Origin of the sequence: Nitrosomonas aestuarii (genome assembly GCF_003046585.1) — a bacterium.
GTDB lineage: Bacteria > Pseudomonadota > Gammaproteobacteria > Burkholderiales > Nitrosomonadaceae > Nitrosomonas > Nitrosomonas aestuarii.
Window position 1 is genome coordinate 20,356 of the sequence record NZ_QAAE01000001.1, and the last position, 23,025, is coordinate 43,380.

Sequence of the window (23,025 nt, forward strand, 5' to 3'; positions counted from 1 at the left end):
TTAGGGGGTATATATCCCTTTTTTTTACAAATCATTTTTTTTAGAGTCTGTCAGAATTGTCGCCAGATTGCCAGCTTCTAAAAAAACAGTTTTTAAAGCCTGGAAGCTTGTTCAGGTGCAAACTAGTTCCTGGCATGGTTTGAAATTAATTAACCAGTGAGTATCACCTCAAATAGAACAATGTTCAAGGGAAAATTTGATATTAATCTCGACTTTATGAAAATTAACTCCTCACATTTAATTGGAGTTGATATCAGCTCATCATCAGTAAAAATGGTGGAGTTATCAAAAGCGGGAAAAGGGGCCGGCAATTATCGTGTTGAACGGTATGTCATAGAACCATTGCATGGAAATGCAATGCAAGATGGTGCCATTGTGAATATGGATACTGTCAGTGAAAGCATACAACGCGCCTGGAAAAGATTAGGTTCTAAGTGCAGAAGAGTTGCAATGGCACTGCCGGCTTCCGATGTCATCACCAAGAAAATAATTGTCCCAGCTGGACAACGCGAAGATGATCTGGAATTTCAGGTTGAGAATGAAGCCAGTCAATATATACCTTTTGCCCTTGATGAGGTCAATCTTGATTTTCAAGTTTTGAGACCTTTACCTAACAATCCAGATGAAGTGGAAGTGCTCATCGCGGCTTCGCGCAGAGATAAAGTTGAAGATCGGGTTGCCGCATCGTTGTCAGCTGGCCTTAAAACCATTGTGATGGATGCCGAGCCCTATGCGGCACAGACTGTTTTCGAATTGATAAAGAATCAATTCCCTGAAAGCGGTAATGATCAAGTGATTGCAATAGTCGATATTGGTGCTACTGTGATGAAAACCAATGTGCTTCATAACGGCGAGTCAGTATATATGCGCGACCAGCCGTTTGGGGGAGATCAACTTACGCAAGAAATTCACAATCAATATAATTTATCTCTCGAAGATTCAGAAAAAGCCAAGCGTAATGGTAATTTGCCTGAAAATTATAAAACAGATGTGCTGCATCCATTCTGTGAAACATTGGCAATTGAAGTGATGCGGGCAATTCAGTTTTTTTATACTTCAACACAATATACCGAAATCAATTACATCTTGATTGCTGGTGGGTGTGCAGCAATACCGAGTTTAGATGAAGTCATTACATCACGCACACAAGTTAGTACACTCGTTATAAATCCATTCTCAAGTATGGAGCTGTCCAGTCGTATTATTCCGAGGCAAATCAATAATGATGCGCCATCTCTTTTAATTGCTTGTGGCTTGGCTATGCGTAGCTTTGATCCGTCATGATTAAAATTAATCTTCTTCCACATCGAGAGTTAAAACGTAAAACACGACAACAACAGTTTGCGGTTTTTGCTGGAGTAGTCTGTGCGTTCGCTTTAATTACAATTTGGGGAGTGCATAATATTTTTGTCGGCAAAATTGAGTACCAGAATGGACGTAATCAATACTTAAATAATCATATTGCTATTCTTGATAGACAGATCGCAGATATAAGAGACATTAAGAATCATACCCATGAACTGCTTGCACGTAAAAGTGTTGTCGAGACACTCCAGGGCAATCGATCTGAAGTCGTTTATTTGTTGGATCAATTAGTCAGATTGCTACCAGATGGTGTGTATCTGAAAAGTGTCAAGCAAGAAGGACACAGTATCAATTTAACCGGTTACGCACAATCAAATGCTTGGGTATCGACATTAATGCGTAATCTTGAATCTTCTCCATGGTTGGAATCTCCTGCACTCATTGAAATAAAAGCCGTGACTGTTAATAACGTTCGTCAGAATGAGTTTAATTTAAATATCAAATTAAAGTCGTCAATTGATGACAATGATGCGATTAATTCTAGTAATTCCAATGTTTTGTAAGATTTGTTCGCTATGACTGTACTTGAAGAATTGCGTTATCTCGACCCTAATGATCCGGGAAAATGGCCGACGCCAATAAGGACAATTGCACTGTTTTTATTGCTGTTCGTAATGATAATGGCTGGTTATTTTTTTGTTTGGCAGGATCAAATGAATAATCTCGACAATGCTCGTGTAGAAGAGCAGACATTGAAAGACAGTTATCTTGTTAAAAAAAGCAGCGCGATTAATCTGCCTGTTCTAAAGCAGCAGCTAAATGATATTGAGCAGTCGTTAAGTGCGCTTTTAAAACAGCTCCCCAATAAGTCCGAGATGGAAGCGTTGCTGGTTGATGTAAATCAGGCTGGTTTAGGGCGCGGATTGCAGTTCGAATTATTTAAGCCAGCCGAAAGTGAAATAATCCATGATTTCTATGCTGAATTATCTGTGTCTGTCAGAGTGACAGGCAGTTACCATGATATCGGTTCATTTGCCAGTGATATCGCTCAATTACCGCGGATTGTGACACTCAATAACATCAATATAGTGCCAGGCAACGACAATATGTTGATACTGGATGCTATCGCCAAAACTTTCCGGTATCTGGATGAAGACGAATTACTGAGTCAGGGAGTAAAAATCCAATGAAAATAAGTTATTGGGCGATACTGGTTACCACAACATTGTTAACAGCTTGTGATAACAGTGATCATAGTGACCTTGATACGTTTATCAGCAATGCGGGCAAGGGGCTTCGTGGGCAGGTTGATCCACTGCCAGAGGTTAAGTCATATGAATTCTTTACTTATGATGCATTTGAAATTCCAAGTCCCTTTGCCCCTAGGAAAAATGAACAGGTGCACAGTTCAACAAATGGAATGAAGCCTGACTTGGTTAGAAGAAAGGAGTTTTTGGAGAGTTTTCCATTGGAAAGTCTGGAAATGGTGGGTTCGTTAGAGCAAAAAGAAATTATTTATGCCGTTGTTAAAACGCCGGAGGGGAATTTGCTGCGTGTGAGTGTTGGTAATTATCTGGGTCAGGATTATGGAAAAATAAAACAAATTTCGGAATCACAAATTGAATTAAGAGAGCTGGTACAAGATGGTGTTAACGAATGGACTGAGCGCGCCAGTACGCTTATGCTAAAAAATTAGGAGTCTAACAATGAAACTACAAATAAACAAAATTGTGTTTTTAAAGCCATGGTTTGTAGCATTGTTACTTATACTGTCATGCACAGTTTATGCAGATGCCATACCCGAACAGCAATTCAATAATATGAGTTCTATTGATATTTCAACTAGGGAAGGTGGTAAGGTAGTGGCCAAACTGGCTCTTGATCAACCACTCGTTAATGTGCCTATAGGCGTTTCTCTGAGCAACCCAAATAGAATATATTTTGATTTTTATAATGTGGCCAACGGCCTGGGGAGAAATTACCAGGAAATTGAAGAAGGTGATTTGCATAGTATCAACATTGTTCAGGTTGGTGATCGTACTCGTCTAGTATTTAATTTGTCCGGGTTGATGCACCATGAAACAGTGCTGCAAGATAATACATTATTAATTATTTTCAAAACTATGGGTGAGCGCCATAATGTCAGATCAGCTGCGCATTTCGCCAAAGGCACAATTGAGAAGGCGCTGAATAGTCTGTTGGACATTGATTTCCGTCGCGGTGAAAGTGGTGAAGGTAGAGTCATAGTTGATTTAATGCACGCAGGTGCAGGTATTGATGTGCATCAACAAGGAGAAAAGCTCGTTGTTGAGTTTATCGATACTTATTTGCCAGATAATCTGGAAAGAAAGCTTGATGTAGTAGATTTCGGTACGCCCATACAGATCGTTGATACAACCATGCAAGGCGATAATGTTCGCATGTCAATACACCCAACCGGCCGCTGGGAACATTCGGCGCGCCAGACGGATACTCGATTTGTTCTGGAAGTGCGTGCATTGACAGAAGACGAAGATGAAATTGTTCAGCGGAAGCGTGCAAATGGCGGGTATATAGGCGAGAGGTTATCGCTTAACTTTCAGGATGTGGAAGTGCGTGCAGTATTGCAGGTTATCGCTGATTTTACAAACCTGAATATTATTGCCAGTGATTCTGTCGGTGGTAATCTAACTCTGCGTTTAAGAGATGTTCCATGGGATCAGGCCCTTGATATTGTCTTACAAGCAAATGGCCTGGCCAAACGCCAGACTGGAAATGTCATTTTTGTTGCGCCGAGTAAAGAAATGGCCGATAGAGAACTGCTTGATCTGGAAGCTAAGCAACAAGTTGCGGAAATAGAGCCGCTTATTACGGAAACTTTCCAGCTTAACCACCGTCGCGTGAATTCGATTTCATTTGAAGGTATGTTAAGTAATCGTGGAACGATTAATCTGGATGAAATCAGTAATACAATGACCATAACCGACATTCCTGTAAAAATTGGCGAGATTAGAAAACGCATAAGGCGTCTGGATGTATTCGAAAGGCAGGTTATGATAGAAGCACGGATTGTCGATGCGACAGAGACATTCAGTCGTAATCTGGGTGTGCGTTTTGGCGTGCAAAATGCTTCGAAAGCAGGCGGTAATCGTATAGGTGTTTCCGGGAATGTGGCCGGTTCAAGCGACCTGGCTGCCGGTGGTGGTGTTGTAACTGGTGGCGAAAATTTAAATGTAAACCTTCCGGCTGCCGGTGCTGCTTTGATTGGCGGACCCGCTACTTTGGGCTTAAGTTTATTGAAAATAAATAATTCCAGATTAATTAATCTGGAATTGTCCGCGTTAGAAACAGATACCAAGGGTCGTGTTATAGCCAGCCCCCGTGTTGTAACGGCACACGGGGTAGAAGCGATTATTGAACAAGGTGACCGTGTACCATTCCAGCAGGCTACCAGCAGCGGTGCGACAAGTATTCGTTTTGTTGATGCAGTTTTGAGACTGAAAGTTAAGCCATTGATTACTTTTGACAATCAAATTGATATGGAACTGAGTGTTAATCAGGATAAGATCGGTCAAAGTGTGAATGCGTTTTTACCACCTGCGATTAATACAAAACAGGTGACGACTAAAGTCTTGGTGGAAAATGGTGGAACGGTTGTCATTGGGGGTATTTTCGAACGAAACGAGAATAATGTAGTTAATAAAGTGCCTCTGTTAGGAGATATACCCTATATTGGTCACATATTCAGAAATACATCCAAGCGGGATGATAAGCGGGAATTACTGGTTTTTGTAACACCACGTATATTAAATGAAAGCCTTAATTTACAATAGCAAAACTTATATTCCACTCTGAAAGCCAGTCTGTCGCCATGCCTCATATGTGATAATGGCGACGGTGTTGGATAAATTCAGGCTGCGACTGTTCGATACCATGGGTATACGGACGCGCATTTGAGTAGAGAGGCTGCTTATAATTTCCTCAGGTAATCCCATCGTTTCCGATCCAAATAAAAATGCATCACTATTTGTATATTTGATCGAGTCATAGCGTGTTTTTCCTCTGGTAGTTATGGCAAAAAGACGCTTTCCCACAATAAAACGTGCACAGTCCGACCAGTTTTCATGAATCTTGATGCTGGCAAACTCATGATAATCAAGACCCGCGCGCAACAATTGCTTATCGCGCAAGATAAAACCCAGCGGCTTGACCAAATGTAGTTGCACGCCTGTATTGGCGCATAAACGAATGATATTACCCGTGTTCTGTGGAATTTCTGGTTGATATAGAATAATATTGAACATGAAATATGATGTGCCAGCTCGTTTGTTGTGTTAAATATCTAGAAGCCTAAGTCAGCGCGTGTGCGAAATTGATCGGTTCGGGCTCTTGTTATGATCCAGTTACTGATCTTCGCAGCCCCTTTTTTGCGTAATTGTTGTGCCAGCGCGTTCAATGTTGCGCCGGTTGTCATGACATCATCAATTACCGCTACATGTTTTCCGGATAAATCAGTCTTGCAACGAAAAGCATTTTGAACATTCTTGTTGCGCGCTTTCCATGATAGACCTGTTTGTGGTGGTGTATTCTTGATACGTTCACAACTATCAGAAGATAAAGTAATATTAATTTTTCTGGCAACATAACGACTTATTTCTAATGCTTGATTAAATCCCCTTTCTTGTAATCGTTTGGAATGCAGTGGCATGGGTATGATTAGGTCAGGACTTTCAGTCAACGCTTGAGATTTCAGTTTGTCAATCAACAATTCAGCCAGTATCGGTGCTATCGCAAGTTGCATTTTATATTTTAATGTGTGTATAAGTGCATCTAGCGGAAAGGCATAGGTGAATGCAGCAATTGTAGTGGTGAAAGCGGGCGGCTTGGATAAGCAGGTACCACATTTCTGATCTTGGCTGAAAGGAGTTGCTTTTAAACATGTGGGGCAATGATTGGCTGGGATACAGGGTAAGCTTTTAAGGCAGGCATTACACAGATGCTGATTTGAGAATGCATCACAAAGAATGCAGTTTTTTTCAATCAAATTTTTCAAATTGTTATACCCTGGTCAAAAAACATCTGCCTGAATTGACAATACTGCTTGAATCCGTAATCATTCATTTCATTATAAATTTAAACGAAATTAGCTATCTCAAAATATTCAAAGGAAGCTGTTATGCATTGTAATTCACTCACATCGGATATACCAAATAATCGAAAAGTTAACAAAAGCTTGGTTGAAAAGGCGGGTGAATCAGCTCAATGGACTGTCACCGAGATACAGTCGTTACTTGACATGCCTTTTAACGATCTGATATTTCAGGCGCAACAGGTACATCGTCGACATCATGATGCGAATGCCGTGCAGTTGTCTACGTTGATATCCGTTAAAACGGGTGGGTGCTCCGAGGACTGCGGTTATTGTCCGCAGGCTGCCCGTTATCATACCGGTGTCGAGAACCAGGACATGCTATCCATTGACAGCGTGGTAACCGCTGCTGCTGCGGCAAAGGCGCAAGGCGCTACAAGATTTTGTATGGGCGCTGCCTGGAGAGGGCCTAAACAGCGCGACATGGAAAAAGTGACACAAATGATAAGCGCTGTGAAAGCGTTGGGTATGGAAACCTGCGCAACTCTGGGCATGCTGAAACCGGAGCAGGCGAGACAATTAGGAGAAGTAGGATTAGATTATTATAATCATAACCTTGATACATCTCCCGATTATTATGAGGAGATTATTACTACCCGGAACTATCAGGATCGCTTGGATACATTGCGGGAAGTGCGTAATGCCGGCATTAATGTCTGTTGTGGCGGTATTGTGGGTATGGGTGAAACGCGTGAAGCACGTGCTGGCTTAATTACGCAGCTGGCTAATTTAGATCCTTATCCGAACTCTGTACCTGTTAATCATCTGGTGCAGGTTGAAGGAACACCTTTGTACGGTACTGCTGTCCTTGATCCGCTGGAATTTGTCAGAACAATTGCTGCCGCTCGAATTACCATGCCAAAAGCAATGGTACGATTATCGGCCGGCAGGCGTGAGATGTCGGAAGCGGTGCAGGCGTTATGCTTTTTAGCAGGCGCAAATTCGATTTTCTATGGCGACAAATTATTGACGACTGGTAATCCCGACGTACAGCAAGATAAGGCATTGCTTGATAAATTAGGCATGCAATCCTTATCTGCTTCAGCTTAAATGAATTTGGAATGATGCATGTTTTCTGATCTGGCTGAACAACTGTTGATTCGGGAGCAGCAGGGTTTAAAGCGTTACCGGTCTATTCTTGAAAGTCCTCAGTCAACACATGTGACTATTGACGGACATGCGTATCTCTCTTTTAGCAGTAATGATTACCTGGGATTGGCCAGTCATCCTGTGCTGGTTCAATCTGTTTGCCAGGGGGCTCAGTTGTATGGCGTAGGTTCAGGAGCATCGCACTTGGTGAATGGACATAGTACCGCGCACCATGTACTTGAGGAAGCGCTTGCGCAATTTACCGGTTTTTCTGAGGCACTGTTATTTTCTACCGGTTATATGGCAAATATAGGCGTTGTGACGGCGCTTGTCGGGCGCAACGATGCTATTTTTGCAGACAAGCTGAATCATGCGTCACTCAATGATGCCGCCATACTTTCAAGAGCGCAGCTGATTCGTTATCCGCATTTTGATCTGCTAACGTTGGAACGGCGCCTGATAGCATCTAAGGCGAAGCGAAAACTGATTATCACCGATGCGGTATTCAGCATGGATGGTGATGTGGCGCCTGTTGAAAATCTGGTTAAGCTATGTAATAAATACAATGCCATGTTATTGCTGGATGACGCACATGGTTTTGGCGTGCTTGGTAGGAATGGGCGCGGTATACTGTTTACCTCAGAAAAAAGAAGAGAATCAGTTCGGACAGCGCTGCATGCATCTAATATTATCTATATGGCGACACTTGGAAAAGCAGCTGGCGTTTTTGGTGCCTTTGTCGCTGCTTCATCCGAAATCATTGCGACACTGATACAAGCGGCAAAAAGTTATATTTACACAACCGCAAGTCCGCCAATGCTGGCGCATGTTCTATTGAAAAGTTTGCAACTGATTGAGCAGGATAACTGGCGCCGTGAGCGCTTGTTCCAATTGATTAAGCAGTTAAAAGATGCAATGCGGACATTGCGATGGAGATTGCTGCCCTCGAATACACCGATTCAACCTTTGCTTATCGGTGATACGAAGGAGGCGATGCGTATCAGTCAAAATTTGAAATCGCAAGGTATTCTGGTGCCAGCCATTCGACCACCTACTGTGCCACGGAATACAGCGCGGCTGCGTATTTCTTTATCTGCTTCTCACAGGGACGAAGATATTGCTCGTTTAGCCAGCGCGTTACAAAACACAAACGCTGCGTGATAATCAATATACGCTGACTGCATATCAGTAGATGTCAACAGAAACAATCCATATCGAAACACTGGGTAACGGACCCGATCTGGTTTTACTGCATGGCTGGGCAATGCACAGTGGTGTCTGGAAAGGCGTCCGTGACTTGCTGGCGTTGCGTTTTCGCGTACATTTGTTCGATTTGCCCGGTCATGGTTTTAGTTCCGCCTGTAAGCTGGATAATTTCGATCATGTTGTCGACATTATCCAAGACAGACTACCTGAAAATAGCATTATCTGCGGCTGGTCTCTGGGTGGGCAAATAGCAATAGCTTTGGCTTTGAATAATCCTGCGCGTGTTAACAAACTGGTGCTTGTTTCCACTACCCCCTGTTTTGTAAAACGGCACGACTGGCCATGGGGAGTGGAGCGCAAGTTTCTAAAATTTTTTTTAGAAAACTTGCATCAAAATTATCGAACATCGATCAATCGTTTTCTGACGCTTCAAATCAATGGTGGAAGCAATGTCACAGATACTTTGGCGCAACTTCGTGAATATGTTTTTGAGCGGGAACAACCTAATTATAATACGTTACAAGAAGGACTCTTAATTTTGCAAACAAATGATATGCGTGAAAATTTGCACCGTGTTGAACAACCGGTTTTATTGTTGCATGGTGAAAATGATGTAATAACGCATCCTTGTGCCGCAGACTGGATGCATAAGCAGCTAGAAAATTCCAAGTTAGTGCTATTCCCGCGCTGCGGTCATGCGCCTTTCTTAACGGATCCAGAGACATTTGTGGCCTGTCTCAATGAGTGAAGATTATCGGCTGGATAAACGCCAATTGCGGAATGCTTTTGGGCGCGCTGCAACAACCTATGATCAGGCCGCTGTTTTACAACGGGAAATTAGTGACCGTATGTTTTCCCGTCTGGATTATATCAAATATGCTCCAGATACAATTTTGGATGCAGGCAGTGGAACGGGCTATGGTACACAAAAACTTAGTGTGCGTTATCCGGACAGCCGGCTCGTGGCGATGGATATTGCCTGGGCCATGTTGCAGCATGCGCAGCCGATAGCGACAGGGTGGCGGCGTTTCTGGCCGTTTCAAAAAAAACAGATACAGTATCTGTGTGCTGATATGGAGCGCTTGCCCGTCAAAGACGAAAGTGTTGGCATGGTTTGGTCAAATCTGGCGTTGCAGTGGTGCAATGATCTGGATAAGACTTTTTGTGAAGTTAATCGTGTTTTGAAAACAGACGGGCTCTTTATGTTCAGTACTTTCGGGCCGGATACCTTGCAGGAATTAAGACAGGCTTTTGGCCATGTAGATGCTTCTGTGCATGTTAATCGGTTTATTGATATGCATGATATTGGCGATCTGCTGGTGCATAATCGCTTTGCAACACCGGTTATGGATATGGAGTATATAACCCTGACTTATGATGATGTCATGCGTGTTATGCGTGACCTCAAAGCGATTGGTGCACATAATGTTGCGCAAGGAAGGCGGCAGGGCCTGACGGGTAAGATGAGATGGAAAAAAGTGATTGAGCGGTATGAAACATTGCGCTCAAAAGGCAAACTGCCGGCAACCTTTGAAGTCATTTATGGCCATGCCTGGAAGCTGCCGCCGAAACAATCGGTGATAACACCAGAAATCCGTAAACAAATTATTATGAGCTAGCATGGCCGGTAGTTTTTTTGTAACCGGAACTGATACAGGCATTGGCAAAACATTCGTCAGTTGCCTGTTATTACATGCTTTTGCGGCACAAAATAAAACAGTTGTCGGTATGAAACCCATTGCTGCCGGGCAAGAAAACGGAAAATGGCTGGACGTGGAGTTGCTACGTGCAGCCAGTAATATAAATGTTCCCTGTGAGTGGATGAACCCTTATGCGTTACATGCACCCATTGCGCCGCATATTGCCGCCCGGCAAGAAGGTGTTGAAATTGATTTGACGAGAATTTACAACGCATTTCATGAACTCAAAAAAAGTGTGGAATGCGTTGTTGTCGAGGGTGTGGGTGGTTTTCTGGTGCCTGTCAATGAGCGGCAGGATACTTCAGACTTGGCGAAGTTGTTGGCATTACCGGTGATTCTGGTCGTCGGCATGCGGTTAGGGTGTATTAGCCATGCGTTATTAACACAGCAGATAATCCAACATACTGGCTTGCGCTTGGTTGGATGGGTAGCGAATTGTATTGACCCGGGCGCGTTGGTATTGGATGAAAACATTGCTGCGTTGCGACAACGGCTTGATTGTCCTTTACTGGGCGTTGTGCCGTTTGTATCTGAGCCCGATGTGCAGACACTCAGTCAATTCATTGATGTGTCGAAAATTTTATGAGATCGACAGTAAAACTTTTTTTTATGCATGCCTGATCAAATAGGAGAAAAGGAGTATTGACTGATATCGGATTGACGCATGGGCAGACTTCGGATCGCTTCTGCATTGCTCCAGGAAAATACTTTAGCAGCTGCCTGTTGCCAGGGTAGCCAGAGATAGTCGAGATGTTCTTTTGGCGCAATTCTGACAGGTTTTATCTCGGGCAGGCAGAGACTGAAAACATGCTCGGCGTTATGTGTAACATTCGGTGCATAGCGCCAGCGCCATTCTTTGAAGATCTCGAACCGGTTTTGTGTTTTCCAGTCTGAGAGTTGATAATCTAGCGGATTCAGACCCGTTTCTTCTGCGATTTCACGAAGTGCGGTTTGCTGAAGCGATTCGTTTTGATGCTGGCTGCCTGTGACGGATTGCCAGTATCCGGGGTGATCTGCGCGTTCAAGTAAAAGAATCTGTAGATTCTGTGTATGAATAACAACCAGAACAGATACAGGGATTTTATACATTAAATGTGCCGGTTGTTTTTATCAGAGGATCAATTTTTTGGTTGTTCTGTTTTGCGCAGACGAATGTTCAGCTCCTTGAGTTGTTTTTCGTCAACGGTATCGGGTGCGTGGGTTAATAAGCATTGCGCGCGCTGTGTTTTTGGAAATGCGATGACGTCACGAATAGATTCAGAGCCGGTCATGAGTGTAACGATACGGTCAAGACCAAATGCGATACCGCCGTGTGGCGGTGCGCCATATTGTAATGCTTCCAGCAAGAAACTGAATTTTTCTTTGGCCTCTTCCTCAGAAATACCCAGCGCCTGAAATACTTTTGATTGTACCTCGTTGCGATGAATACGCACCGAGCCGCCGCCAATTTCCGAGCCGTTCAGAACCATGTCATAGGCTTTCGATAATGCTTCTCCAGGTTTGTTTTGCAGCAAATCCTCGTGACCGTCGGCTGGCGAGGTGAAAGGATGATGTAATGCCTGCCAGCGATTATCTTCCTCATCCCATTCGAACATCGGAAAATCAATCACCCAGGCCGGTCGCCAGCCGGATTCGGCATGGCCATGTTGATGCCCGATTTTAATGCGCAGTGCCCCGAGGGCTTCGTTCACAATTTTGGCCTTGTCAGCACCGAAGAAAATCAGATCACCATCTTTCGCCCCAGTACGCTCAAGAATGATTTGAATTATGTCTTCCGGCAGAAACTTCAGAATAGGGGATTGCAGTCCGGTTTGTCCGTCGCCGAGTTTGTTGATTTTGATATAGGCCAGTCCCTTGGCACCATAAATGCCGACAAACTGCGTGTAATCGTCAATTTCCTTGCGTGTCAGGCGGCCCCCGTTGGGGACGAGTAACGCGGCGACACGTCCGTTTGATTTTTCTGCAGCCTCGCGGAAAACCTTAAACGGTACTTCTTTCATAATATCGGTTAATTCCGTCAGCTCCAGCGTGACGCGCAAATCCGGTTTGTCACTGCCGTATTTATGCATCGCTTCTGCGTAAGTCAGGCGTGGAAAAGGGTCGGGCAATTCGACATTGCTGACTGTTTTGAAAAGACTGCGAATCATCTCTTCCATCAGCGACATGATTTCTGCTTCCGAAAGGAAAGAGGTTTCAATATCAATCTGCGTAAATTCCGGTTGCCGGTCGGCACGCAAATCCTCATCACGGAAGCAGCGTGCTATCTGATAGTAGCGGTCAAATCCAGAAACCATCAATAACTGTTTGAACAATTGCGGTGATTGCGGCAAGGCAAAGAAATGATTTGCATTGACACGTGACGGTACCAGGTAATCGCGCGCACCCTCGGGTGTCGATTTGGTGAGGATAGGCGTTTCAATGTCGAGAAAGCCCTGTTGATCCAGAAAAACACGTACAGCCATGGTGACTTTATGCCGCAAGCGCAGATTGGACTGCATTACCGGGCGGCGCAAGTCCAGGTAACGGTGTTCCAGTCGAACAAACTCACTGATATGATCGTCATCCATCAAAAATGGTGGCGTTAATGAAGCATTCAGAATTTCCATATTGACCACCAGTACTTCAATTTCTCCACTGTATAGCGCTGTATTAACCGTGCCTTCCGGGCGTCTTCGGACTTTTCCGGTCACTTTCAAAACATATTCGTTGCGAACTTTTTCTGCAAGCTGAAACGTCTCAATATTATCGGGATCGCAGACGACTTGTACCAGCCCCTCACGGTCGCGTAAATCGATGAAAATCACACCGCCGTGATCACGGCGTCTATGTACCCAGCCATAGAGTGTTATGATTTCATCGAGATAGTGTGTGTTGATGGCTCCGCAGTAATTTGTACGCATAGTATATTTTTTATAAACCTGAAATAACGGGTATGGAATGTGGAACGAGCTGTATTCGCATCATGGGTTTTTAATCAGTAGGTGTGGTGGTCGTGGTGCCGGTTTTTGTTTTTGATTCAGTTGGTGCCGGTGTTGGCGATGCTGCGTTGGTATCGGTTTTCGAATCCGTCTTTGCATCAGAAGATTTAGATTCTGCAGATTCAGACTGTGCGCTGCTTTTCTCAGATTTTGCTGCGGGCTGTGCAGGTTTGTTCTTGAAATCCGTCACATACCAGCCGCTTCCTTTGAGTTGAAACCCGACGGCAGAAATCTGCTTGGCGTAATCTTCGCTGCCACACTCCGGGCAGGCTTTGACCGGCGCATCGCTCATTTTCTGCATATGCTCTTTTTTCGCGCCGCATGAATTGCAAAGATATTCATAAATGGGCATAAAAACCTCCAACAATCCAAAATTAAATAAACCGATTATTATACCTTAACCTGAGTATTGCGCCAGTGTGCTGTTTCGATGTGAAAAGCCTGAATATGGAAGGCACTGAAACCGATAGACTGCTATGGAAAATAAGTCAAGATTTGATGAATATATTGATTATCTATTTTCTTGTTATGCATGGCGTTCCACGTAAACTTCAACCAATAACAGCAGAAAGAGGCAGTGCCGCTCTTGATTGTCCGGGTTCATACTTATATGCGACATTTTTCTATAATCTTTTTAATCGTGTTATTTTAGATTGTTTTCAAACAAGTCGACTAGGTCTTGTCCCGCCCGTAAACATCTTCAAAACGCACAATATCATCCTCGCCAAGGTAGGAGCCGGATTGAACTTCGATCATTTCCAGCGGGACGCGGCCCGGGTTCTCCAGACGGTGCTGGGTGCCGACCGGGATGTAGGTGGATTCGTTTTCGGTGACCAGAAAGCTTTCATCCCCGCGTGTTACGCGCGCAGTGCCACGTACCACGATCCAGTGTTCGGTACGATGATGGTGCATTTGCAGCGATAATGCAGCGCCGGGTTTGACGACAATCCGTTTGACCTGGAAGCGTTCTCCGGAATCCACGCCGTCATACCACCCCCAGGGGCGGAAAACCTTACGGTGCAAATGGCTTTCTGATCGCCCGGTTTTCTTGAGATTGTCGACGATTTTTTTGACGTCCTGGGTTTGATCCTTATGTGCAACCAGAATGGCGTCAGGAGTTTCTACAACGATCATATCCCTGATGCCCACACAGGCTACCAGGCGGCTTTCTGAAATGGCAAGCGTATTATTGCATTCATGCAGTAGTACATCACCTTGTGAAACATTGCCGGATTGATCCTTGGGCAGAACATGCCACAGTGAGTCCCATGCGCCCACATCTGACCAGCCTGCTGTCAAAGGAATCACTGCGCCTGCAGGTAACTGCGGATTTTGCCCAAGCGCGATATGTTCCATGACAGCATAATCAATGGACTTGCTGGTACATTGCTCAAAAGCGGTTTTTTCGACGCGCGTGAAATTCCCATCTACTGAACCGCCATTCCAGGCGGTGCGGCATGCAGACAGAATATTTGGGTGGCATAGCTCTATGGCCTGCAGCCATATTGATGCATGCATCAGAAAAAGTCCACTGTTCCAGAGAAAGGTGCCAGCATCAAGATAGGCTTGTGCGGTGGTGCTATCCGGTTTTTCTACAAAACGCGCGATACTGTAAGCATCGCTGTTCTCCAGTTGGTCGCCGGTTTGTATGTAACCAAAGCCTGTTTCCGGCTTGTCGGGGGTAATGCCAAAAGTCACAATGCGGCCTTGCAGCGCAAGCTGAACGCCTTGTTGAACTGCTTTTTTAAAGACTTCAGTATCGACGATGACATGATCGGACGGCATCACCAGTAAAATGGGGTCGTCGCCTTGATGAAGGGCGGTAAGTGCTGCGATTGTGAGCGCAGGCGCTGTATTGCGCCCGCTGGGTTCGAGCAGAATGGTGCCATTGCGTTCCATTACACGTAATTGCTCGGCAATCACGAAGCGGTATTCTTCATTACAGACCACGATAGGATCTGTTACTTCAATATCGTCGAGTCCGTCCATGCGGCGAACCGTGGCTTGTAATAATGAATCCTCACTGATCAGTGATAATAGTTGTTTGGGATGTTTTTCGCGGGAGAGCGGCCATAGTCTTGTGCCCGAGCCGCCTGACAAGATAACTGGAATAAGTGTATGCATAGCGATTTTCTATAAATTACGAAGAGTAATGAATCAATTGAGGGTCATAAAACCATTTATGCGCATTTATTCAGAATTCACAGGTGATGTAATAAGTGCTTCAGCCAGAATGCGCACGATTCTTTCAGCGGCTTTGCCATCCCATAGTTGAGGCCGGCGGCATGGTTTGTCCGGGCCGCGCAGTATTTTAATGGTTTCTTCAACAATGCGCGCCGGATTGATGCCTACAAGCGTATTTGATCCTTCTTCAACGGTGATAGGGCGCTCGGTATTTTCACGTATGGTGATACAGGGCACTCCCAGTGCGGTTGTTTCTTCCTGCAGACCGCCACTGTCCGTTAAGACGACCGCGGCATCTTTCCACAAATGAAGAAACGGCATGTAAGCCTGTGGGCCGATCAGCGTGATGTTGGGGCCAAGGTCAATGGCGAATTTATCTAGATTGTTGCGTGTACGTGGATGCACTGGAAAGATAAGAGGTAATTCACGGGCGATTTCCTTAAGTGCTTCGCTGATTCCGGAAAAGGTTTTTGCGTCATCTACATTGCTGGGGCGATGGAGCGTGATGACGCCATAGCGTTTTCCCGCATCAAGTTGTGTCGTCTTAAATGGCGTTGTGGGAAAACAGCCGGTATCCATATTGGCCAGTTTTTCAGCCTGATATAGCAGGTTATCCACCATCACATGTCCGACTAGAAAGGTGGCCGTATCCAGCTTGCCTTCATGTTGCAGATGCCTCAATCCACTGGGTTCGGTTACAAAAAACCAGTCGGAGATACTGTCGGTTACCAGGCGGTTTATTTCTTCGGGCATCCGCATGTCGCCGCTGCGTAAGCCTGCTTCAACATGCGCGACCGGTATTTGCAGTTTTTTTGCGACGATAGAGCAGGCCAGTGTTGAATTGACATCGCCAACAACCAGCACTGCATCCGGCATGTCGTTCTGGCAGTATTCTTCAAATGCGGTCATTATTTTGGCTGTTTGCTGCGCATGTGATCCGCCGCCAACGCCCATAAAAATATCCGGTTGGGGTATGCCCAGTTCCTCAAAAAAAACTTCGTTCATTTCCGGATCATAATGCTGACCTGTGTGAATAATTCGATATGTCAATATGTTTTGCTTGTTCAATGCGCGTACGATAGGGGCGATTTTCATGAAATTAGGTCTGGCGCCGGCGACAAGGTAGATTTTTTTTTGCATGTGTTTTATCGAGTGGATTGAAGTGTCGAATTTGTAGAGGCTAATCGCTCATGCGAATTACGCAGCACTTATTTTAAAATGATTATTGTTGACGGGTAAGTTGAAATTTGTACGCTTTAACAAGGTATTTCTACAAATTATGGCATGCGGGCGAATATTTCTGTTGAAATTTCTTGCAATCTTTTTAAAGAAGAATATAATTACGAATCATTCTCATTAATAATATTGTTTTTAGTTAGTTTGTTTTTATAGGCTGCAAAGCACTGAAATCTTTTAGTTGGGGCGTATATCATGTATATTTGTGTTTGCAAGGGAGTGACAGACAGCGCAATCCGCGAAGCGGTCAATAATGGTGCTGAGCGTATGCGTGATTTGAAAACCTGTCTCGGTGTGACTGAACAATGCGGAATCTGTGCCTGCCATGCAAAGGAAATTCTAGAGCAGGCACGCGCCGAAAAAGCGCAGTTGCATTCTTCCATTCCAGAAATTACGTGCTTAACAACAGAGCAGCCTGAGGAGACAGACTATGAAAGGGGATACCGATATTATTCAGTGGCTTAATCGCCAATTACTGCATGAGCTTACCGCGATCAATCAATATTTCTTACATGCCCGTATGTATAAAAACTGGGGTTTCAACAGCCTGGGCAAGCATGAGTATGATGAGTCAATCGAGGAAATGAATCACGCGGACAAGCTGATAGAACGCATTCTAATGCTTGAAGGTCTGCCGAATTTACAGGATCTGGGCAAGTTGATGATCGGTGAGAGCGTTGAGGAATGCGTTGCCTGTGATTTAAAAATGGAGCTGACGGCGCATGAGACATTAACAGCGGCAGTTGCTGTATGCGAGGCGAAGGGAGATTATGTTTCACGCGAGATTTTTGAAAGTATTCTGGAGGATACCGAAGAACATATAGACTGGTTGGAAACGCAGCTTGATGTGATGAAGAAAGTCGGTATACAAAACTGGCTGCAGAGTCAGATATAATTCTTTGTTAATTCCGGATTTTTTTGATGGTGTTGTGGTGGAATGCCCTAATAAAAACGTGGTTAGGCATTTAAGGCACCTAACTATGTGGCAGCGATAAATGAATCAGTGTAGTGTCTCGCATTCGATGAGATATGCAAGCCGTACACTAGGATAAAATTAAAGACAACAGTACTCCATCAATGAAGAGTGGTAACCCCAGTAACATAGCGCTCAAGAAAAGCTAACTGGTCTCATCACTCTTCGTTGATGGAGTACTGTTATGATACGACGCTTTTTACCAGGTGGTGTCGAGACGCTAAAAAATAAACCTGATCTCTTTTCCTGACATGCCATTCAACGTACCGAAAGTGGATCAACTGGCAATAGCAGCAAAGAAAAGTAATGAGTATAATAATAAAAATGATTCTTATATACAAGAAAGAGCAAAATGAATTTAAGCTTTATCTACATTTTTGCTTAAACTGTTTTGTTTTGCTTAGTTGTTTTTTTCTGAATAATGCATTTGCTCAAGTGTCTGAAAATAAACATGCAGAAGTGATCGAGCAGACATACAATATTCCTGCTGGGTTGCTGCAAGATGCGCTAAATAAATTTTCGCGACAAGCAGGTATTGATCTTATTTATGACCCGGCGCTTTTGAAGGGTGCTAAAACACAAGGACTGGAAGGCAGCTTTGACATATCGTCAGGGTTAAATTTTTTATTAATCGGCAGTGGACTCAGATTCGTTCAACAGACTGAAGGTTATGAAATTGTTGCTGCGCAGTCTGCGGGGGGGCTTGAAGTTTCGGGCGCGCAATCCTCCGGAGGTGTCACCGTATTACCCACAATTCAGATATCAGCTGGCAATACCGGAAACTATGCCGCTACCAGCAGTGTCACTGCAACCAAGACAAATACGCTGTTACGCGATGTGCCACAGTCGATAACCGTCGTGACTGAGGAATTGATAAAGGACCAGGCAATTCAGAGCTTGGGAGATGCCGTGCGATATGTGCCGGGTGTCGGTGTGTCTCAAGGAGAGGGTAATCGTGATGCCTTGGTATTTCGTGGCAACCGCTCGACCGGTGATTTTTTTATTGATGGTGTGCGCGATGACGTGCAGTTTTTCCGGGATATATACAATATCGAACGTGTCGAAGTGTTGAAAGGAGCTAACGGTATGATTTTTGGCCGTGGCGGTTCGGGCGGTGTGGTCAACCGGGTAACCAAGCAGGCGAATTGGGATCCGGTGCGTGAGTTCTCATTCCAGGGCGGTTCTTTTAACAAAAAAAGGATGACGGCGGATTTCGGCCATGTGTTGAATGACAAGGTGGCTTTTCGGGTAAATGGCCTGTTTGAGGATTCTGATAGTTTTCGTGATGATGTGGTCTTGCGTCGTCGCGGCGTTTCACCGACGGTTACGATTAAACCCACCAAGCGCACCAAGGTCGTTTTGAATATGGAACGCTTTCATGACGACAGAACAGCAGACCGGGGTATCCCGTCTTTTCTTGGCCGTCCGGCAGATGTCAAGAGGTCGCAGTTTTTTGGCGATCCCAACCGCAGTCATGCGGATGTGGAAGTGCTGGCTTTTAATTCATTAATCGAACATCACTTTGACTTCGGTATGACGCTGCGCAACCGGACAAATTATGCACAATACGATAAATTCTATCAAAATGTTTTTGCCAATAGTCCTGTTTTTGCAGACCGGGTGTCGCTGGGTGCCTACAACGATACCTCGGACCGTGAAAATGTATTTAACCAGACCGATTTATTGTATTCACTGAACACTGGACCCATCAGTCATACATTTTTAGCCGGTGTTGAAATAGGCCAGCAGATTACCAGTAATATACGTCAGACAGGTTTATTTAATAACGATCCAAGAGGTACCAGTTTCCGTGTGCCGCTGAGTAATCCGGTTACCAATGTGCCCATCTCATTTATTACTCAGGATTCAGATGCCGATAACCGCAGCGTTGTCGATATCACATCGTTGTATATCCAGGATCAAATCGAATTGTTACCCCAGTTACAGGCTATTGCGGGTGTCCGTTATGATCTGTTTGAAGTAAATTTTCAGAAAAGAAATGGCGAGAGCACGCAAATCAAAACAACCGATCATTTGATTTCGCCGCGATTCGGTTTGATTTATAAACCGATTGAGCCTGTTTCATTCTATGCAAGCTTTAGCCAGGCATTTGTGCCCAGAGCGGGTGAGCAGTTGACTTCCATTATTGTCACCAGAGCCACATTGAAGCCGGAAAAATTCACTACGTGGGAAGCGGGGGTTAAATGGGACATTTACCCGAGTCTTGCACTGACGGGCGCTGTTTACAGACTGGATCGTACAAATGTTATTACCATTGATCCAAATGATTCGTCACGGACTTTTCTGACTAAAGGCCAACGTACCGAAGGTGTTGAAATTGGTTTAAGCGGCCAACTCACATCTAATTGGAGTGTGATGGGTGGATATGCTTATCAGGAGGGGGAACTCACCAGTACGCAATCATCAGATGCGCAAAAAGGTGCAACGGTAGCAGAACTTCCCCGCAATACTTTTTCGATGTGGAGCAGGTATGACATTACACCCAGGATCGGTGCGGCATTTGGCGTTATTTACCGCAGCTCAATGTTTGCAGCAGTAGATAATACAGTGCGAATTCCTGATTTTACCCGTGTTGATGCTGCTTTGTTTGCACAACTAACCCGTCAGGTCCGGGCACAGATTAATATTGAAAATCTCTTCGATACACATTATTTTGCATCGGTTCATAATAATAATAACATTTCGCCTGGATCGCCTTTTGCAGTACGTGCAACGCTTGTCGCTAATTTTTAGCGCATCAATTTTTTAATGCACAAGCAAATTATTTTTTATCATTTTTTACATTAACAATAATTATTATCATTAACATTAGTGTTATTATTACACTAGATAAAAATCTAGTCGTGTTTAACAAATAGAGGGTAATTTTATGATTCAAAAATTTAAGACGATTGTTTTGGCCGGTGGTCTTGTCGTTATGACGGGGGGTCATTTTGCAGTAAACCATGACAGCACAGCCGCGTATGCGGCGACGCTTGAAACAATATCGAAAACAACGGTAGAGGAAGTTAACGCGGCTGTTTCGGCATTTCAGGAGATCGGTTCGCTCAGAAGAGAAGATCCGATCAATACCGATGCCATACGCAGTGCCTATGTGAATTCAATTCAGGCACTGGCGCAACAGGCCGATGCAGCCAATGATCTGGCACTTGACGGTATTGTATTGGCCGCGATAGATGAGATCGGCAGCAACAATGAACCCGAACTGGCGGCACAGGTAATTGATAAAACCTTGCAACATGTGTTTTTCCTGACTATTCTCGATCGCGTTACTGCTGTACGTGACGATTTTGATGTGACTGACACAGAAACATTGAATTTAAAATGGAATGAAGCCGTTGCCGCATTCGAAGCGATAAAAGGGACTGCTGCCAGAGAAAATAAAGTGCTTACGGCCGACAGGCAATCCATACAAACCGGTGATAATCCAACGCTGGATATTCAGATCGGTATGGCATTTGAGCGCGGCAGAAATGCGTTAAATAAACAAAATCTGGCAGAAGATAAAATCGAGATCAGCATTGTACGGCAGATCATACGTTTATCGTTGGCCAGGGCATATTATATCGGCGTGTTACGGGAGGTCGAGGGTATCATATCGAACCGCAATCGGGATATTGCAGAAGCCAGAGAAAAACAGAAGGAAGGTGAGAATTTTTACCGGATTATTGAAGATTTTATTACCCGGGAAAATGCGATGGGTAGTGAATTGATTAAGGCGCAGTTTACAGGGGATGTGGCGCAGGTTGAAGCAGACCAGATAGTCAGTGAACTCAGTAAGGGATTCATAGGTCGCGTACGCGCGGAACTGACTGCCAATGAAGCGAGCATATTGGATAACCGCGGACGAGCCTTGGAAGTCGCAGAAGAAGCAATTTTGTACGCCAACACTTTCCTCGCCGATCTTGAATTGCGTTTGGATTCCGCGTCACGCGTTTCTTTGGAAACCGCCTTAAACAGTCTTAAAGCGGCTAGCAATGATATGGATGCAGCAATTGCCGAACAGGCACGCCGGACTGCAACGGATATTTTGCTGGCGTATGAGCAGACACTGAATGTTGCAGATTATGAACAAACTCAGAACACGCCTTTTGTCGATGCGGCAGTAACATCATTTCAGACTATCGGTGCATTGCGTCGACAATCTCCGGTTGATGCCCAGGCTATTATGGATGCGTATACAGGTGAATTGCAGCAATTAACAAAGTTTATCGATAGTATCCACGGACTGGCCATGGATGCCGATATCCTTGCCGCCATAGACAATATCAGCAATAACCAGCAGGTGCCGCTTGCGGCACAGGTCATTGATAAAACTTTGCAACGTGTTTTTGTCTTGACGCTGCATAATCGTGTCGTGCTTGTGCTGAATTCGTTTGGCGATCTATCTGTATCCGAATTAGAACTGGAATGGGATAGGGCGTTCGCTGCTTTTCAGGCGATTAAAGGCACAACAGCCCGAGAGAACAAAGTGTTAACCGCTGATAGGCAATCCATCGAATCCGGCAGCAATCCCTATTTGGACAGTCGAATAACACTGGCATTTATACTGGGTAAAGATGCCATAGTGAATGCGGCTTCTGATGGAATGGAGCAGATTGTCCTTGCAAGTGAAAGAATTGTAGCCCCTTTAGTGCGCAGTTATTTTATCGGCGTGCTGCGTGAGGTGGAAGGTATTGTTGAGAACAGAGCGCGCGATATTGATGAAGCATTGGAAAAGCAGGTCGAAGGTATCTATTTTTATCGTATTGTGGAGTTGGCAGTATCTCGGTTTAATCCAAGTGGGAATGCTTTAATTAAGTCTCAGTTATCCGGTGATTTGTCGGCTGTAAATGCAAACCAGATAGTCAGTGAAATTAGCAAAGCGTTAATTGGTTTGGTTAATAATGAGCTGACTGAATTCGAACAAGCATTGGGTTCAGACAGTGAACAGGCAAAATTGGTGGCTGAGATAGCAGCACTTTATACGCAAATCATACTGCCGGATCTGGAATTACGTTTGGATGCAACGAAACGCGTAAAAATAGAAAATGCCCTGCAGGACCTAATCGAAGCTGGTGCAAATAATGATCAGGCAAAAGGAGTTACCGCACAACAGTCCATAACCGGATTGCTTGCGGAATACGCAAATACACTGATCTGATCTTCAAAGCACCTTGTCAGGAAAATTCTTCTGACAAGGTGCTTTTTCTTATTATTGAGCGA

The 23,025-nt window shown here is 44.5% G+C and carries 21 protein-coding genes; 14 read left to right on the forward strand and 7 right to left on the reverse strand.

Going from position 1 to position 23,025, the window contains the following annotated elements:
- Window positions 1–180: 180 nt before the first annotated feature.
- Genes C8R11_RS00180 through C8R11_RS00200 form a run of 5 tightly spaced genes read left to right on the forward strand, consistent with a single transcriptional unit; the run spans window position 181 to window position 5,117 of the window.
- Entirely contained in the window at window positions 181–1,284 is a 1,104-nt protein-coding gene (locus C8R11_RS00180; protein WP_107793946.1) for a pilus assembly protein PilM, read from the forward strand.
- Complete coding sequence (locus C8R11_RS00185; RefSeq protein WP_107793947.1) at window positions 1,281–1,868, forward strand: PilN domain-containing protein; 588 nt, start codon at window positions 1,281–1,283, stop codon at window positions 1,866–1,868. The genes C8R11_RS00180 and C8R11_RS00185 overlap by 4 nt, the downstream gene beginning before the upstream one ends.
- 12 nt (window positions 1,869–1,880) lie before the next feature.
- Entirely contained in the window at window positions 1,881–2,495 is a 615-nt protein-coding gene (locus C8R11_RS00190; protein ID WP_107793948.1) for a type IV pilus inner membrane component PilO, read from the forward strand.
- Window positions 2,492–3,001: a pilus assembly protein PilP gene (locus C8R11_RS00195; RefSeq protein WP_107793949.1), complete on the forward strand. Its 510-nt coding sequence runs from the start codon at window positions 2,492–2,494 to the stop codon at window positions 2,999–3,001. Before C8R11_RS00190 ends, C8R11_RS00195 begins: the two co-directional genes overlap by 4 nt.
- Before the next feature lie 10 nt (window positions 3,002–3,011).
- Complete coding sequence (locus tag C8R11_RS00200; RefSeq protein ID WP_107793950.1) at window positions 3,012–5,117, forward strand: type IV pilus secretin PilQ; 2,106 nt, start codon at window positions 3,012–3,014, stop codon at window positions 5,115–5,117.
- Between the two features lie 6 nt (window positions 5,118–5,123).
- On the opposite strand, the gene trmL is transcribed toward C8R11_RS00200, so the two are convergent.
- Together trmL and C8R11_RS16580 are read right to left on the reverse strand one after the other, a co-directional pair.
- On the reverse strand, window positions 5,124–5,588 hold the full coding sequence (gene trmL / locus C8R11_RS00205; protein WP_107793951.1) for a tRNA (uridine(34)/cytosine(34)/5-carboxymethylaminomethyluridine(34)-2'-O)-methyltransferase TrmL: 465 nt from the start codon (window positions 5,586–5,588) through the stop codon (window positions 5,124–5,126).
- A gap of 38 nt (window positions 5,589–5,626) precedes the next feature.
- Entirely contained in the window at window positions 5,627–6,085 is a 459-nt protein-coding gene (locus C8R11_RS16580) for a ComF family protein (RefSeq protein WP_244907490.1), read from the reverse strand.
- Window positions 6,086–6,460: 375 nt separating this feature from the next.
- Between C8R11_RS16580 and bioB the strand changes: the two genes are divergently transcribed.
- Genes bioB through bioD form a run of 5 tightly spaced genes read left to right on the forward strand, consistent with a single transcriptional unit; the run spans window position 6,461 to window position 11,014 of the window.
- Window positions 6,461–7,483, forward strand: coding sequence for a biotin synthase BioB (gene bioB, locus C8R11_RS00215; RefSeq protein WP_107793953.1), 1,023 nt, complete (start codon window positions 6,461–6,463; stop codon window positions 7,481–7,483).
- A gap of 18 nt (window positions 7,484–7,501) precedes the next feature.
- Entirely contained in the window at window positions 7,502–8,683 is a 1,182-nt protein-coding gene (gene bioF, locus C8R11_RS00220; RefSeq protein ID WP_107793954.1) for an 8-amino-7-oxononanoate synthase, read from the forward strand.
- A 31-nt stretch (window positions 8,684–8,714) separates the two neighbouring features.
- On the forward strand, window positions 8,715–9,476 hold the full coding sequence (bioH, locus tag C8R11_RS00225; protein ID WP_107793955.1) for a pimeloyl-ACP methyl ester esterase BioH: 762 nt from the start codon (window positions 8,715–8,717) through the stop codon (window positions 9,474–9,476).
- Window positions 9,469–10,347: a malonyl-ACP O-methyltransferase BioC gene (gene bioC / locus C8R11_RS00230; protein WP_107793956.1), complete on the forward strand. Its 879-nt coding sequence runs from the start codon at window positions 9,469–9,471 to the stop codon at window positions 10,345–10,347. Before bioH ends, bioC begins: the two co-directional genes overlap by 8 nt.
- A gap of 1 nt (window position 10,348) precedes the next feature.
- Window positions 10,349–11,014 (forward strand): dethiobiotin synthase, encoded by a 666-nt coding sequence (gene bioD, locus C8R11_RS00235; protein ID WP_107793957.1) that lies wholly within the window; start codon window positions 10,349–10,351, stop codon window positions 11,012–11,014.
- 35 nt (window positions 11,015–11,049) lie between these two features.
- On the opposite strand, the gene nudB is transcribed toward bioD, so the two are convergent.
- The 5 genes from nudB to wecB all read right to left on the reverse strand — a co-directional run bounded on the left by nudB (window position 11,050) and on the right by wecB (window position 16,730).
- Complete coding sequence (nudB, locus tag C8R11_RS00240) at window positions 11,050–11,517, reverse strand: dihydroneopterin triphosphate diphosphatase (RefSeq protein WP_090697842.1); 468 nt, start codon at window positions 11,515–11,517, stop codon at window positions 11,050–11,052.
- A 29-nt stretch (window positions 11,518–11,546) separates the two neighbouring features.
- On the reverse strand, window positions 11,547–13,328 hold the full coding sequence (gene aspS / locus C8R11_RS00245; RefSeq protein WP_107793958.1) for an aspartate--tRNA ligase: 1,782 nt from the start codon (window positions 13,326–13,328) through the stop codon (window positions 11,547–11,549).
- A 70-nt stretch (window positions 13,329–13,398) separates the two neighbouring features.
- Window positions 13,399–13,758, reverse strand: coding sequence for an FmdB family zinc ribbon protein (locus C8R11_RS00250; protein WP_107793959.1), 360 nt, complete (start codon window positions 13,756–13,758; stop codon window positions 13,399–13,401).
- A gap of 320 nt (window positions 13,759–14,078) precedes the next feature.
- Window positions 14,079–15,530 (reverse strand): mannose-1-phosphate guanylyltransferase/mannose-6-phosphate isomerase, encoded by a 1,452-nt coding sequence (locus C8R11_RS00255; RefSeq protein WP_107793960.1) that lies wholly within the window; start codon window positions 15,528–15,530, stop codon window positions 14,079–14,081.
- 66 nt (window positions 15,531–15,596) lie between these two features.
- Complete coding sequence (wecB, locus tag C8R11_RS00260) at window positions 15,597–16,730, reverse strand: non-hydrolyzing UDP-N-acetylglucosamine 2-epimerase (RefSeq protein ID WP_107793961.1); 1,134 nt, start codon at window positions 16,728–16,730, stop codon at window positions 15,597–15,599.
- A gap of 291 nt (window positions 16,731–17,021) precedes the next feature.
- Between wecB and C8R11_RS00265 the strand changes: the two genes are divergently transcribed.
- From C8R11_RS00265 to C8R11_RS00280, 4 genes are all read left to right on the forward strand, one after another.
- The gene (locus tag C8R11_RS00265) at window positions 17,022–17,291 is read left to right on the forward strand and encodes a bacterioferritin-associated ferredoxin (RefSeq protein ID WP_107793962.1); all 270 of its coding nucleotides are present in this window, start codon (window positions 17,022–17,024) and stop codon (window positions 17,289–17,291) included.
- Window positions 17,257–17,721 (forward strand): bacterioferritin, encoded by a 465-nt coding sequence (gene bfr / locus C8R11_RS00270; RefSeq protein WP_107793963.1) that lies wholly within the window; start codon window positions 17,257–17,259, stop codon window positions 17,719–17,721. The genes C8R11_RS00265 and bfr overlap by 35 nt, the downstream gene beginning before the upstream one ends.
- Before the next feature lie 513 nt (window positions 17,722–18,234).
- A complete protein-coding gene (locus C8R11_RS00275) occupies window positions 18,235–20,553 on the forward strand; it encodes a TonB-dependent siderophore receptor (RefSeq protein WP_244907491.1) in 2,319 nt (772 codons plus the stop codon).
- A gap of 136 nt (window positions 20,554–20,689) precedes the next feature.
- Complete coding sequence (locus tag C8R11_RS00280) at window positions 20,690–22,963, forward strand: hypothetical protein (RefSeq protein WP_107793965.1); 2,274 nt, start codon at window positions 20,690–20,692, stop codon at window positions 22,961–22,963.
- Window positions 22,964–23,025: the final 62 nt, after the last annotated feature.

Excerpts from the sequence above, each read along its gene's own strand:
- C8R11_RS00180 (WP_107793946.1), top strand. The coding sequence starts at position 181 with ATGTTCAAGGGAAAATTTGATATTAATCTCGACTTTATGAAAATTAAC.
- C8R11_RS00185 (WP_107793947.1), top strand. The coding sequence starts at position 1,281 with ATGATTAAAATTAATCTTCTTCCACATCGAGAGTTAAAACGTAAAACA.
- C8R11_RS00190 (WP_107793948.1), top strand. The coding sequence starts at position 1,881 with ATGACTGTACTTGAAGAATTGCGTTATCTCGACCCTAATGATCCGGGA.
- C8R11_RS00195 (WP_107793949.1), top strand. The coding sequence starts at position 2,492 with ATGAAAATAAGTTATTGGGCGATACTGGTTACCACAACATTGTTAACA.
- C8R11_RS00200 (WP_107793950.1), top strand. The coding sequence starts at position 3,012 with ATGAAACTACAAATAAACAAAATTGTGTTTTTAAAGCCATGGTTTGTA.
- trmL (WP_107793951.1), bottom strand. The coding sequence starts at position 5,588 with ATGTTCAATATTATTCTATATCAACCAGAAATTCCACAGAACACGGGT.
- C8R11_RS16580 (WP_244907490.1), bottom strand. The coding sequence starts at position 6,085 with ATGCAACTTGCGATAGCACCGATACTGGCTGAATTGTTGATTGACAAA.
- bioB (WP_107793953.1), top strand. The coding sequence starts at position 6,461 with ATGCATTGTAATTCACTCACATCGGATATACCAAATAATCGAAAAGTT.
- bioF (WP_107793954.1), top strand. The coding sequence starts at position 7,502 with ATGTTTTCTGATCTGGCTGAACAACTGTTGATTCGGGAGCAGCAGGGT.
- bioH (WP_107793955.1), top strand. The coding sequence starts at position 8,715 with ATGTCAACAGAAACAATCCATATCGAAACACTGGGTAACGGACCCGAT.
- bioC (WP_107793956.1), top strand. The coding sequence starts at position 9,469 with ATGAGTGAAGATTATCGGCTGGATAAACGCCAATTGCGGAATGCTTTT.
- bioD (WP_107793957.1), top strand. The coding sequence starts at position 10,349 with ATGGCCGGTAGTTTTTTTGTAACCGGAACTGATACAGGCATTGGCAAA.
- nudB (WP_090697842.1), bottom strand. The coding sequence starts at position 11,517 with ATGTATAAAATCCCTGTATCTGTTCTGGTTGTTATTCATACACAGAAT.
- aspS (WP_107793958.1), bottom strand. The coding sequence starts at position 13,328 with ATGCGTACAAATTACTGCGGAGCCATCAACACACACTATCTCGATGAA.
- C8R11_RS00250 (WP_107793959.1), bottom strand. The coding sequence starts at position 13,758 with ATGCCCATTTATGAATATCTTTGCAATTCATGCGGCGCGAAAAAAGAG.
- C8R11_RS00255 (WP_107793960.1), bottom strand. The coding sequence starts at position 15,530 with ATGCATACACTTATTCCAGTTATCTTGTCAGGCGGCTCGGGCACAAGA.
- wecB (WP_107793961.1), bottom strand. The coding sequence starts at position 16,730 with ATGCAAAAAAAAATCTACCTTGTCGCCGGCGCCAGACCTAATTTCATG.
- C8R11_RS00265 (WP_107793962.1), top strand. The coding sequence starts at position 17,022 with ATGTATATTTGTGTTTGCAAGGGAGTGACAGACAGCGCAATCCGCGAA.
- bfr (WP_107793963.1), top strand. The coding sequence starts at position 17,257 with ATGAAAGGGGATACCGATATTATTCAGTGGCTTAATCGCCAATTACTG.
- C8R11_RS00280 (WP_107793965.1), top strand. The coding sequence starts at position 20,690 with ATGATTCAAAAATTTAAGACGATTGTTTTGGCCGGTGGTCTTGTCGTT.